This is a genomic window from Nocardia macrotermitis (assembly GCF_009604405.1).
Lineage (GTDB): Bacteria > Actinomycetota > Actinomycetes > Mycobacteriales > Mycobacteriaceae > Nocardia > Nocardia macrotermitis.
In genome coordinates this window covers 162459-175963 of sequence record NZ_WEGK01000009.1, presented here as the reverse complement: position 1 = coordinate 175963, position 13505 = coordinate 162459, and the positions used below count along the sequence as shown (strand labels likewise).

Genomic DNA, 13505 nt, shown 5'->3' with positions numbered 1-13505 from the left:
TTCGGGGCACGCAGGCTTTCCCGCGGCCGCATCGGACTGATCAGCACGAAGACGACCGCCGCACCCGAGACAACGGATGCGGCGGTCGATCGTGAAGCAGTTCAGCTGGCCAGACAGCCCGGCCCGAGCAGAGCTTTCAGGTCACCCATCAACGCCGACGACGGCGAGACGCGCAGATTGTCCGCGACCTTGAGCAGCGTGGTCTTCTCCCGCGAACCCACATGGCGGATGTGCACATCGGCGGTGCCGGGATGGCTCGACAACACCCGCTTGAGCGCACCGACCTTGTCGGGCGTGCACAGCCGGGTCGGAATGGTCACCGCCAGCGGCTTCTCCACGCCGATCGCGGACAGATCCGGCACCACCAGATCGTTGGCGATCAGCGAGACGCGGTCGTCGCGAACCGAGACCCGGGCCTTGACCAGCACCACGGCGTCGTCGACGATATCCATCCCGTACACCGAGTACGACTGCGGGAAGAACAGCACCTCGATACCACCGGTGAGATCCTCCAATTGCGCCGAGGCCCAGGGCAATCCGTTCTTGTTGACGCGCCGGTTCACCGACGCGAGAATGCCGCCGATGGTGACCTGCGCGCCGTCCTTCACATCGCCCTGGAGAATCGCGGGAATCGGCGTATCCGCCTGTGCCGCAAGAACATGCTCGACACCGTTGAGCGGATGCCCGGACACGTACAGCCCCAACATCTCTCGCTCCAGCGCCAGCTTGTGCTTGGACTCCCACTCCTCGTCGGGAACCTTCACATCGAACACCGAACTCATCGACTCGTCACCGTCGTCCAACCCGCCGAACAGGTCGAACTGCCCGATCGCCTCGGCCTTCTTGGTCGACATCACCGCATCGATGGCGTCGGAGTGCACCAGCAGCAGCCCCTTGCGCGGATGATCGAGCGAGTCGAAAGCGCCTGCCTTGATGAGGGATTCGGTGACCTTCTTGGTGCAGGCGACGGTATCGATCTTGTTCAGGTAGTCCGAGAAGTCGGTGTACTTCGACTTCTCCTTGCGCGCGGCGATGATCGAGGCCACCACGTTCGCGCCGACGTTGCGCACCGCACCGAGGCCGAACCGGATGTCCGCGCCGACCGAGGCGAAGTTGTGCTCGGACTCGTTCACATCCGGCGGCAGCACCGTGATGCCCAGGCGGCGGCAGTCCGACAGGTAGACCGCGGCCTTGTCCTTGTCGTCCCCGACGCTGGTGAGCAGGGCGGCCATGTATTCGGCCGGATAGTTCGCCTTCAGGTACGCGGTCCAGTACGAGACCAGGCCGTACGCGGCGGCGTGCGACTTGTTGAACGCGTATCCGGCGAACGGGAGGATGGTGTCCCACAGCGCCTTGATCGAGGCCTTGGAGAACCCGTTCTCCATCATGCCCTTCTCGAAGCCCTCGAACTCCGCCTCGAGCACCTCGGCCTTCTTCTTACCCATGGCGCGGCGCAGAATATCGGCTCGACCGAGCGAGTACCCGGCCACCTTCTGCGCGACGTGCATGATCTGCTCCTGGTAGACGATCAGGCCGAACGTCTCGCCCAGGATGTCCTTCAGCGGCTCCTCGAGCTCCGGGTGGATCGGTTTGACCTCTTGCCGGTCGTTCTTGCGGTCGGCGTAGTCGTTGTGCGCGTTCATGCCCATCGGGCCGGGGCGGTACAGCGCGCCGACCGCGACGATGTCCTCGAACGCGGTGGGCTGCATGCGGCGCAGCAGATCTCGCATGGGCCCACCATCGAGCTGGAACACGCCGAGAGTGTCACCGCGGGAAAGCAATTCGAAGGTGGCCGCGTCGTCCAGCGGCAGCGTGTCCATGTCCAGGTCGACGCCGCGGTTGGCCTTGATGTTGTCCAGCGCGTCACCGATCACCGTCAGGTTGCGCAGGCCCAGGAAGTCCATCTTCAGCAGGCCGATGGCCTCGCACGACGGGTAGTCCCAGCCCGTGATGATCGCGCCGTCCTGCGCGCGCTTCCACACCGGGATCGCGTCGGTGAGCGGCTCGCACGACATGATGACCGCGCAGGCGTGCACGCCCGCGTTGCGGATCAGGCCCTCGAGACCCTTGGCCGTCTCGTAGATCTTGGCGATCTCCGGATTGGTCTCGATCAGGGTGCGGACCTCGGCGGCCTCCTTGTACCGCTCGTGCTCGGGATCGGTGATGCCCGAGACCGAGATGTCCTTGGCCATGATCGGCGGCGGCAGCGCCTTGGTGATCTGGTCGGCGATCGCGAAACCGGGCTGACCGTGCAGGACCCGGGCCGAATCCTTCAGCGCCGCTTTCGTTTTGATGGTACCGAAGGTGATGACCTGGGCGACCCGGTCGGTGCCCCACTTCTCCGCGGCGTAGCGCACCATCTCACCGCGCCGGCGATCGTCGAAGTCGATATCGATATCGGGCATCGATACGCGCTCGGGGTTCAGGAACCGCTCGAACAGCAGACCGTGCGGCAGCGGGTCGATATTGGTGATGCCCAGCGCGTAGGCGACCAGCGAACCGGCCGCCGAACCACGACCCGGGCCGACGCGGATGCCGACCTCGCGGGCGTGGTTGATGAGGTCGCCGACGACCAGGAAGTAGGCCGGGAAGCCCATCTCCAGGATGACGCCGATCTCGTAGTCGACCTGGTCGAGATACTTCTGCGGCGGCCCGCCCGGGAACCGGCGATCCAGCCCGCGGCGCACCTCCTCGCGCAGCCAGCTGGCCTGATCGTGGCCTTCGGGGACCGGGAAGATCGGCATCCGGTCGCGGTGCTGCCAGACGTCGTCGTAGGGCTGGACCCGCTCGCCGATCCATTCGGTGTTGTCGCACGCGCCGGGCACCTCGGCGTCCCAGATGGCGCGCATCTCGTCGGCGGATTTGAGGTAGTAGCCGCTGCCGTCGAACTTGAAGCGGGTCGGGTCCGAGAGCGTCTTGCCGGTCTGAATGCACAGCAGCGCTTCGTGATTGGTGGAGTCGGTCTGGTGCACGTAGTGGCAGTCGTTGGTGGCCAGCGCGGGAATGTCCAGCTTGCGGCCGACCTCGAGCAGACCCTGACGCACCCGCGTCTCGATGGACAGGCCGTGGTCCATCACCTCGAGGAAGAAGTTGTCCTTGCCGAAGATCTCCTGCCACTTGGCCGCGGCCTCGAGTGCCTCGCGTTCGTGGCCCAGGCGCAGCCGGGTCTGCACCTCGCCCGAGGGGCAGCCGGTGGTGGCGATGATGCCCTCGGCGTGCTCGGCGATGATCTCCGCGTCCATCCGCGACCACTTGCCGAGCTGACCCTCGATCGAGGCCAGCGAGGACAGCTTGAACAGGTTGCGCAGGCCGGTCGCGTTCTCCGCGACCATCGTCATGTGGGTGTAGGCGCCCGAACCCGAGACGTCGTCACCCTTCTGGCTCGGATCACCCCACTGGACACGTTTGGTGTTGAACCGCGACTCGGGGGCGATGTACGCCTCGATGCCGATGATCGGCTTGATGCCCTGCTTCTTGGCCGAGTTGTAGAACTCCGAGGCGCCGAACATGTTGCCGTGGTCGGTCATGCCGACGGCGGTCATGCCGAGCCGCTCGGCCTCCTTGAACAGGGGCGTTATCTTCGCCGCGCCGTCGAGCATCGAGTACTCGGTGTGGTTGTGGAGGTGAACGAATCCCGAGGCTGACACGGGTAGAGATTATGCCTCGGGTACGACATGTTTTCGGGAGGCGGTCGCAGGCCCGTGCGAAAGCGCATGTGATAGCGCTCGATCGTGTCGCGAGGGTTCGATGCGAGTGGCCCGAACCGGAAACCGAGGTGTGCGGGAGCGGTTTTCGGGGAATGATGGGGCTGTGCGCGAGATTCCCCGAACGATTCGGGTAGTTCGCTACGCGCGCAAGACTTGTGCGTGGGGCGGGAGGATTCAGCCATGAAACGTCTGGTTGTGTGCTGTGACGGCACCTGGGGCTCAGCGAGCAACCCGCTGGTCACCAATGTCGTCAAGATTGCGGAAGCGGTCCGGTTGGACGCCGCGGTGGAAGCCGGGGGTTCGATCGGGCAACGGGTGTTCTACACCGACGGGCCGGGCTCGCGCGGGTACTTCATGGACAAGTACCTCGGCGGGGCGTTCGGTCTCGGCCTGGACGCCGGACTGTCCACCATGTACTGGCAGTTGGTGCTGAACTGGGAGCCCGACGACGAGATCTTCGTCTTCGGCTTCAGTCGCGGCGCGTACATCGCGCGCAGTCTCACCGGTCTGATCCACCGGATCGGCCTGCTGACCGCCGAGGCGATGATCGACGGGAAGTTCCCGGAGGCGATGCGAATCTTCCGGCAGCGCAAGGCGAATCCGGACGATCCGGATCCGGCCGAGTGGGCCGAGTTCCGGACCCGGTACTGCCAGAGCCCGGTGCCGATCAAGTTCATCGGCGTCTTCGACACCGTCGGGGCGATGGGCGTGCCCGGAATCACTTCGGACCGTTACCGATTCCACGATCTGCGGTTGTCGCCGAGTGTGCACACCGCGCGGCAGGCGCTCGCCGTGGACGAGCGTCGCCGCGTCTACGAGCCGTGTCTGTGGGAGGTCACCGACGAGGTCGGGGTCGCCCAGCAGCGGCCGGACCGGGTCAAACAGGTCTGGTTCGAGGGCTGCCACACCGATGTGGGCGGCGGTATGCCGGACAGTCGGCTCTCGGATCGGTCGTTGCGCTGGATGGTGCGCGAGGCCCGGGAGCAGGGGCTGGAATTCGACGACGAGTTGCTGGGCAAGATTCTCGAACGCGGCGAATCCGCCACCGGGCCGGTGCGTCCGAGCAACAATCTGACCCTGTTCTACCGGATCACGAACCTGGTCGGAGGGTTGTTCAATCCGCGTAACCCGCGGTTCTACCGCGATGCCTGGCGGCGGTTGGCCGCACCCGAGGACAAACGGGTGTACCTGGCCTCATGCGCCAAACCGCATGCGGACTACGACCCGGCGAACGTGCAGCGTTGGTCGCGGGAATGCGATGATCGCATTCCCGTCGAGCAGACCGGAAACGCCACTGCCACACCGGCTCCCGCGGCGACGGAGCCGGTGCGGGCCTGACGCGATACTGGTTCCTTCGCCGTGGACTCCCGGGTGCTCAGCGGATTCCGGGTGGCGTCGCGAGGGGCGAATCACCGCACCAGCAACGCCACCGGCAGCCGGGTGAACAGCTTCTCCAACCGGACCCGGCCGGTGAAGGTGTGCCCGGTGAGGCGATCGGTCCAGGTGCCCGACGGTAGGTCCAATGCCGCGTCACCCCAACCGGTTTCGTGCAGCCGGACGCTGTGCCGGGTGGCGGCCACGATCACCTGCGGTGGCTCGTCGACCCGGCCGCGGGCGTACGCGATCAGATGTCCGGCCCGGTCGCCCGCGGCGAACAACGGCGTGTACGCCCCGCCCACGAAACACTCCGGACGTTCGCGCCGCAGCCACAGCGCGTACGCCACGATCCACATCTTGGCCGCCCCGCGCGAATCCAGTTCCGGTGTGCCGGTGAGGGATTGCAGCATCGTCAGGCGATGTCCGAAATCGACCGGGCGGCGGTTGTCCGGGTCGACGAGCGAATCCTCCCAGAGCTCGCAGCCCTGGTAGATATCGGGAATGCCGGGGCCGCAGAGTTGAAGCAGCTTCTGCGACAACGCATCCGACCACGCGTGCGGCGCGAGTTTGATCACCGTCTCGGACAGCCCGCCGCCGACCTGGCCGTCGATCACCGCGTCGATCCACTGATGCAGCGCGGACTCGAATTCGAGATCCGGTTCTTCCCAGGAGGTTTTGGTGCCTGCCTCGCGAGCGGCCTTCTCCGCGAACAGATGTAGCCGCTCGCGCAGACCCGCGACCGTCGCGGCGGGCCGCCCGTCGTTGGGCCACATCCCGAACATGTTCTGCAACAGGAACAACGCGGTCGCCTCGTCCGGCGGCGGGGTGTTCTCGAACCAGCGGGGCACCGACTCGGCCCACAGCTCCGCGGCCTGGGACAGCACGCCGATCCGGGCGCGCACATCCTCGCCGCGTTTGGTGTCGTGGGTGGTCAGCGTGGTCATGGTGGCCGGCCAGCGTTGCGCGCGTTCGGAATTGGCGAGATGGAACTCCAGTACCGAGCGGCCGAACCGGGCCGGATTACCGCCCACCTCCTGTAGCGAGACCAGTCGCGCACCTTGGTAGTACATGGTGTCCTCGACGGCCTTGGCGGTCACCGCGCCGCACACCTGATGCAGCCGCACGGCCGCCTCGCCGTTCGCGGCCAGCGCGGTGACCAGCACCGACAGCGGCGCGGTCAGTTCGCTGCTGCGCTTGCACACCTTCTGCACGACCGCGGTGATCATGCCCGCCAGCGGCGCGTAGTCGGTGCGGTACACCGGCATGAAGGACAAGACCTCGATGGTGGCGTTGGTCAGCGCCATATCGCTGATCGGCACGGTGTCCGCGCCGTTGACCCCGGCGTCGCGCTTGATCGCCGCGACGAGCCGACGGATCTCGGGCACCAGCATCGATTCCGCCACCGCGCGTTTGATGCGATGTTCGTTGTTGCCGATCCACGCGCCGTTGCTGCCGTGGCCGCAGTACTTGCGGGAGAGTTCGGTGAGCGCCTTCTCCCCGTCGGCGTCGATGAGCACCCCGCCCAGGTCCGCGAGCGCGTCGTAGCCGGTGGTGCCGTCGATCGGCAGCATCGCGTCCAGGGGTTCGCGGTTGGACAGCACCTTCTCCACCAGCAGCAGCCGATGCGGGCCGATCAGCCGCCGCAGCCGGGCCAGATAGGCCGCGGGATGGGCCAGACCGTCCGGATGATCCACGCGCACACCGTCGATCAGATCGTGCTCGCACCAGGCGGCCAGTTCGCGATGGGTGATCTCGAAGACCGCCGGATCCTCCTGCCGGATCGCGGCCAGGCTCGACACCGAGAAGAATCGGCGATAGGTGCAGACCCCGGCCTTCCAGCTGACCAGGCGGTAGTGCTGTTTGTCGTGGATCCGCAGCGCGTTCTCCCCGTCGGTGCCCGCGGCGATGGGGAAACGCAGATCGTGCAGTGCCAGCATCGGTTCCGGGCCGCTGCGGTCGACGGTCAACGCGGCCGGATCGTTCTCGCTCTGGAGTACCGGCAGCGCCAGGCGACCGCCCGCGCCGTTGGTCGAACTCCAGTCGATGTCGAAGAAGTGCGCGAACTGGGATTTGCGCCCGTGGCACAACACATCCCACCACCACGGGTTCTGCCGCGGATCACTCACCCCGACGTGGTTGGGCACCAGGTCGACGATCAAACCCATTCCGCGCCCGCGCAACTCGTCCGAGAGCGCCTTGAGCCCGGCCGGGCCGCCCAGGGCCGCGGACACCGTGGTCGGATCGGTGACGTCGTAGCCGTGCGTGGATCCGCGCACCGCGGTCATGATCGGGGACAGGTACAGATGCGAAATGCCCAGCTGTTGCAGGTATTCCGCGATCGCGCGGGCATCGGCGAAGGTCAGCGCGTCCGGTCGCAGTTGCAGCCGGTAGGTGCTGCGGACATTCGTCTGCCGGAGCACCGGTGTGGTGTGGGACTCGGGGGTAGCGAATTCTGTCATCTCTGTCTTGATCTCATCATGGCGTGCGTGCGGCCCTATATCCTCGCCCACGTCGGCTCCTGGTCCTTCGTCCGGTCGGTCCGGCGCAGTACCAGCAGGCAGCGATCCGGCACCTCGACCACGGCCGGTGTGTCGTAGTCGAGTGAGGTGTGTCCGGTGGGGGTCGAACAATCCAGGGCCACCGACCACCGGGCGCCGAAATCCGGTCCCGGCAGGGTGAACTCGATGGGTGCGTCGTGCGCGTTGAAGCACAGCAGGAACGAATCGTCGTGGATGCGTTCGCCGCGCGGGCCCGGTTCGTTGATCCGGGCGCCGTTCAGGAAGACCGCGAGGGAGCGGCCGAAGCCCGAATCCCAGTCCGCGGCGGTCATTTCGGTGCCGGCGGGGGTGAGCCAGGCGATGTCGGGGGCGTCCAGGCGGCCGTCGCGGTCCTCGTCCGCGCCGGGGCGGCCGTCGAAGAAGCGGCGTCGGCGGAACACCGGATGTTCGGCGCGCAGGGCCAGCGCGGCGCGGGTGAATCGCAGCAGGTCCGAATTCTTCTGCGCCAGTGACCAATCCACCCAGGACAGCGGGGAGTCCTGGCAGTAGGCGTTGTTGTTGCCGTGCTGGGTGCGGCCCATCTCGTCCCCGTGCAGCAGCATCGGGGTGCCCTGCGAGAGGGCGAGAGTGGCGATCATGTTGCGGGTCTGGCGATTTCGCAGTTCCAGGATCCGCGGGTCGTCGGTGGGGCCCTCCACGCCGCAGTTCCAGGAGCGGTTGTGGCTCTCGCCGTCGCGATTGTCCTCGCCGTTGTCCTGATTGTGTTTCTCGTTGTACGACACCAGATCTCGCAGCGTGAACCCGTCGTGCGCGGTGACGAAGTTGACGCTCGCCCAGGGGCGGCGGCCGGTGGCCTCGTACAGATCCGAGGACCCGGTCAGCCGAGAGGCGAACTCGCCCAGCGTCGCCGGTTCACCGCGCCAGTAATCCCGCACGGTGTCACGGTATTTGCCGTTCCACTCGGTCCACAGGCTCGGGAAGTTGCCGACCTGATAGCCGCCCTCGCCGACGTCCCAGGGTTCGGCGATGAGTTTGACCTGACTGACCACCGGATCCTGTTGCACCAGATCGAAGAACGTGGACAGCCGGTCGACATCGTGCAGTTCGCGGGCCAGGGTGGCGGCCAGGTCGAAGCGGAAACCGTCGACGTGCATCTCCAGGATCCAGTAGCGCAGCGAATCCATGATCAGTTGCAGCGTGTGCGGATGACGTACGTTCAGGCTGTTGCCGGTGCCGGTGTAGTCGACGTAGTGCTGCGGATCATCCTGTGCCAGACGGTAGTACGCCGCGTTGTCGATCCCGCGCAGGCACAGTGTCGGGCCGAGGTGGTTGCCCTCGCCGGTGTGGTTGTAGACCACATCCAGGATCACCTCGATCCCCCCGGCGTGCAGCGCGCGCACCATCGCCTTGAATTCGGTGACCGCGGCCCCGGCGCGCGGATCGGCGGCGTATTCGTGGTGCGGGGCCAGATAGCCGAAACTGTTGTACCCCCAGTAGTTTCGCAATCCCTGGTCCAGCAGTACGCGGTCGTGCAGGAACTGGTGTACCGGCATCAGTTCGATCGCGGTGACGCCGAGCGAGACCAGATGTTCGACGATCGCCGGATGCGCCATCCCGGCGTAGGTGCCGCGTAGTTCGGGGGGCACCTGCGGATGCGTCATCGTCATCCCCTTGACGTGCGCCTCGTAGACGACCGTCTCGTGGTAGGGCCGTCGCGGCGGACGGTCGTCGGCCCAATCGAAGTACGGGTTGATCACCACGCCGGTCATGGTGTGCCCCAGTGAATCCCGGCCCGGCGTGTACAGCGACGGATCGTTGCCGAATTCGCCCGCGAACGCCTTACCGTACGGATCCAGCAGCAGTTTGCTCGGATCGCACCGCAGCCCGCGCTCGGGGTCGAACGGGCCGTGCACCCGGAACCCGTACCGCTGCCCGGGACCGATCGCGGGCACGTACGCGTGCCAGACGTACCCGTCGACCTCCTCGAGCGGGACACGGACCTCCGCCCCGTCCCGTCCGATCAGGCACAATTCCACCCGCTCGGCGACTTCGGAGAACAGCGAGAAGTTGGTTCCGGCCCCGTCGTACGTGGCGCCCAACGGGTACGCGGTGCCCGGCCAGACGCCGAGCGGCGCGACCTCACCGAGTGCGTCGGGTGCAACCATGCCTTCGACAGTAATGGGCGTCGCCGGGTAACCGGTGGGGGTGGGCCGCGAGATGTGGCGTGCAGCGCACCTCGGGCGGGGGTCGGGGGTCAGCGCAGGGTGCGCCGCCAGGTCTGTCCGAGCAGATCTCGGCCGAAGCTGTGGTGTGGTTCGGAGTCGACGAGTTCGAATCCGGCGCGCTGGTAGATGTGGCGGGCCGAGGTCAGCACGTCGTTGGTCCACAGCACCATGTCGCGGTATCCGGCGGCGGTGGCGAATTCCAGGCAGTGCTCGACCAGCGCGCTGCCCACGCCGCGGCCGCGGGCGGACGGTTCGACCAGCAGCAGGCGCAGCCGGGCGGTGTCGTCGTCCTCGCGCATGCAGAAGATCGCGCCGAGGCGTTCGCCGCCGGATTCGGCGATCCAGGCGCGTTCGCGGTGCGGGTCGTGGGATTCCAGGAAGCCGGTGACGATCCGGGCGACGAGCGTCTCGTAGCTGCCGTCCCAGCCGTATTCGGCGGCGTAGAGGGCGGCGTTGCGGGCGATCACCCAGCCGTGGTCGCCGGGCCGGGGTTCGCGGATCCGCACGGGTGCGTCGTGGCCGTCCAGGATCGTCTCGATGGTGCGCATGGCCTCGACCAGCCGCGCGTGGTCGGTGACGGACCGATCGGCGAGCAGTCCGGCGATACCCCGGCTGGACCGCTCGTCCAGATCGCCGAATACCGCGCGTCCGTGCTCGGTCAGCCGCACCTGCTGCCGCCGTGCGTCCTGATCGCTGCGCTGCCGTTCGACGAGCCCGTCCTTGGCAAATCGCGCCAGGATCCGGCTGAGATATCCGGGATCCAGATCCAGATTCCGCCGTAGCTCGACCACGTCGGAGGTCTCGGAATGCGCCAGCTCGAACAGGATCCGCGCCTCGGTCAGCGAGTAGTCGGTATCGACCAGATGCTCGTGCAGCACCCCGATCAGCCGGGTGTAGCGACGGTTGAACTCGCGGACGGCATCGATGTGCTCGGCGGCGACATCGTTCGCGTTCGAGGTGACGGCGGTGTTCATGGTCCTCGCTTCCGATCCGCTCATCTTTGACTTTGTCCAGATATTCTTTGACTAAGTCAAACAATACCTCAGCGGCCGCCGAGGTGGATTCTTTCCGGTGGTTTCGGATGCGGTGCGGCGGTGATTCGGCGAGGTGATAACTTGAACGGCGTTCAAGGACGCTCGCGTGAAGGATTGCCGTGGCACTGACTCCCGATGAGATCACCGCGCTGGATGCCGCCCATGTCTGGCATCCGTACGGCGGTTTTCCGGCTCCGACCGAACCGCTGGTCGTCGCCTCCGCCGCTGGGACCCGGCTCACGCTCGCCAACGGGCGTGAGTTGGTCGACGGGATGAGTTCCTGGTGGGCCGCGGTGCACGGGTATCGGCATCCGGTGTTGGACGCGGCGCTGGTCGGACAGGCGCAGCGGATGAGTCACGTCATGTTCGGCGGGCTCACCCACGAACCCGCGACGCGACTGTGTCAGTTGCTGGTCGAGCACACGCCCGACGGACTGGACAAGGTGTTCCTGTCCGATTCGGGATCGGTATCGGTCGAGGTGGCGGCCAAGATGTGCCTGCAATACTGGCGGGCGCTGGGGCGGCCGGGGAAGCGGCGGCTGTTCACCTGGCGCGGCGGGTATCACGGTGACACCTTCACGCCGATGAGCGTGTGCGATCCCGAGGGCGGGATGCATTCGCTGTGGACCGACGTGCTCGCCGAGCAGATCTTCGCGCCCATGCCGCCGAAAGACTATGAGCCGGAATATGTTCGGGAGTTGGAACGTCTGCTGGCCGAGCATGCCGACGAGATCGCCGCGGTGATCGTGGAACCGATCGTGCAGGGCGCGGGCGGTATGCGTTTCCATCATCCGGACTATCTGAAGGATCTGCGCCGCCTCTGCGACGAACACGGCATCCTGCTGGTCTTCGACGAGATCGCCACCGGATTCGGCCGCACCGGAACGTTCTTCGCCGCGGACCGGGTCGGCGTGCGCCCCGACGTGATGTGCGTCGGCAAGGCCCTCACCGGCGGCTACATGTCCCTCGCCGCGACCCTGTGCACCACTCGGATGGCCGAGACGATCAGCGCCGGCCACGGCGGCCTCATGCACGGCCCGACCTTCATGGGCAACCCCCTGGCCTGCGCCGTCGCCGTCGCCTCCATCGAACTACTGCTCTCCCGCGACTGGTTCGGCGAGGTCGCCGGAATCGAAGCCCGCCTGACCGCCGGACTGGCTGCGGCACAAGAGATTCCGGGCGTCGTAGAAGTCCGTGTGCAGGGCGCGATCGGCGTCGTCGAACTCGACCACCCCGTCGACATGCGCCAGGCCACCGCCGCCGCCGTAACCACAGGAGTCTGGCTCCGCCCCTTCCGCAACCTCGTCTACACCATGCCCCCCTTCATCAGCAGCCCCGACGACATCGCCCGCATCACCGCAGGCGTCGTTGCCGCCGCCGCGAGCTGAATGCGGCGCGGACCTGTCGGAGGTCATTTCGTACACGGGGTATTGCTCTTGAACGCTGTTCAAGTATGCTTCTCTGCTGTGAACATCGATCCGTTGGGCTGGTTGGACGAGCGGGCTACCGCGCGGGTGAGTGCCGGGTTGCGGCGGGAGTTGCGGGCGCGGGAGGCGCGGTCCGCGGCGATCGATCTGGCGTCCAACGACTATCTGGGGCTGTCGCGGCATCCCGAGGTGGTAGCGGCCGCGGTCGACGCTGTGCGGACCTGGGGGACCGGGTCGACGGGGTCGCGGCTGGTTACCGGGACAACCACTGCGCACGAGGAGTTCGAGGCCGAGTTGGCCGAATTCGTCGGTGCCGAAGCGGGTTTGGTGTTCGCCACCGGTTATGCCGCCAACCTCGGAGTGGTCACGGCGTTGGCCGGGCGCGGGTCGCTGGTGGTGTCCGATGCGGGGAGTCATGCCTCGCTGGTGGATGCCTGCCGGTTGTCGCGGGCGCGGGTGGAGATCGCGCCGCACTGTGATGCCGAGGCGGTGGATCGGCTGCTGGCCGAGCGCACCGAGGAGCGGGCGCTGATGCTCACCGATTCGGTGTTCAGCGCCGACGGTGATCTCGCGCCGCTGACCGAACTGCATCAGGTGGTGCGGGCCAACGGTGCGGTGCTGATCGTGGACGAGGCGCACGGCATCGGCGTGCGTGGCGACGGCGGGCGCGGGCTGGTGCAGGAGGTCGGGCTGGCCGGGCTGCCGGATCTGATTATCACCGCGACATTGTCGAAAGCCCTTGCCGCGCAAGGCGGTGCGGTGTTGTCGAGTGAGCGGGTGCGGGCGCATCTGATCGATTCCGCGCGCACGTTCATCTTCGACACCGGTCTGGCTCCGGCGGCAGTCGGTGCGGCGCGCGCGGCCTTGGGACTGCTGCGGCGCGATCCGGAGATGGGCGGGCGGGTGCTGACGCGCGCGGCGCAGATCGCCCGTATCGCCGGTGTGCCGCAACCGGATTCGGCGGTCGTCTCGGTCGTGCTGGGCAAGGCGCAGGTCGCCTACGACGCCGCGTGCGCGTGCCGGGAGCGCGGCCTGAACGTCGGCTGCTTCCGCCCGCCATCGGTGCCCGAGGGGACGTCGCGGCTGCGGCTGACCGCCCGCGCCGATCTCACCGATGCCGAGATGGACAGCATCGCAACGGTTCTGGGCGAGGTGCTGGCCCAGGCGCGGGCCGGGGATCCGCAGCGCGAGCCGCTGGCCACCGGCGCGTCCGCGTAACAAGCGTTGTTTCCTGTTG

Annotated in this window: 7 protein-coding genes; 3 read left to right on the top strand and 4 right to left on the bottom strand. The window is 67.0% G+C overall.

The features are described from left to right. Window positions 1-101: 101 nt before the first annotated feature. On the bottom strand, window positions 102-3647 hold the full coding sequence (gene dnaE, locus NRB20_RS21445; protein WP_319945225.1) for a DNA polymerase III subunit alpha: 3546 nt from the start codon (window positions 3645-3647) through the stop codon (window positions 102-104). Between the two features lie 240 nt (window positions 3648-3887). On the opposite strand from dnaE, the gene NRB20_RS21440 reads away from it, so the two are divergent. Further along, window positions 3888-5045 (top strand): DUF2235 domain-containing protein, encoded by a 1158-nt coding sequence (locus NRB20_RS21440; RefSeq protein ID WP_153411921.1) that lies wholly within the window; start codon window positions 3888-3890, stop codon window positions 5043-5045. 71 nt (window positions 5046-5116) lie between these two features. Here the strand turns inward: NRB20_RS21440 and treY are convergent, their stop codons facing one another. The 3 genes from treY to NRB20_RS21425 all read right to left on the bottom strand — a co-directional run bounded on the left by treY (window position 5117) and on the right by NRB20_RS21425 (window position 10805). Next, entirely contained in the window at window positions 5117-7543 is a 2427-nt protein-coding gene (gene treY / locus NRB20_RS21435; protein ID WP_153411920.1) for a malto-oligosyltrehalose synthase, read from the bottom strand. 35 nt (window positions 7544-7578) lie between these two features. Continuing rightward, window positions 7579-9747 (bottom strand): glycogen debranching protein GlgX, encoded by a 2169-nt coding sequence (gene glgX, locus NRB20_RS21430; protein WP_153411919.1) that lies wholly within the window; start codon window positions 9745-9747, stop codon window positions 7579-7581. 89 nt (window positions 9748-9836) lie between these two features. Further along, entirely contained in the window at window positions 9837-10805 is a 969-nt protein-coding gene (locus NRB20_RS21425; RefSeq protein ID WP_227833730.1) for a bifunctional helix-turn-helix transcriptional regulator/GNAT family N-acetyltransferase, read from the bottom strand. A gap of 155 nt (window positions 10806-10960) precedes the next feature. Between NRB20_RS21425 and NRB20_RS21420 the strand changes: the two genes are divergently transcribed. Then, the gene (locus NRB20_RS21420; RefSeq protein ID WP_319945224.1) at window positions 10961-12229 is read left to right on the top strand and encodes an adenosylmethionine--8-amino-7-oxononanoate transaminase; all 1269 of its coding nucleotides are present in this window, start codon (window positions 10961-10963) and stop codon (window positions 12227-12229) included. 78 nt (window positions 12230-12307) lie between these two features. Then, window positions 12308-13486 carry an 8-amino-7-oxononanoate synthase gene (locus NRB20_RS21415; RefSeq protein WP_319945223.1) on the top strand — a complete coding sequence of 393 codons (1179 nt, stop codon included), beginning with the start codon at window positions 12308-12310 and terminating at the stop codon, window positions 13484-13486. Window positions 13487-13505: the final 19 nt, after the last annotated feature.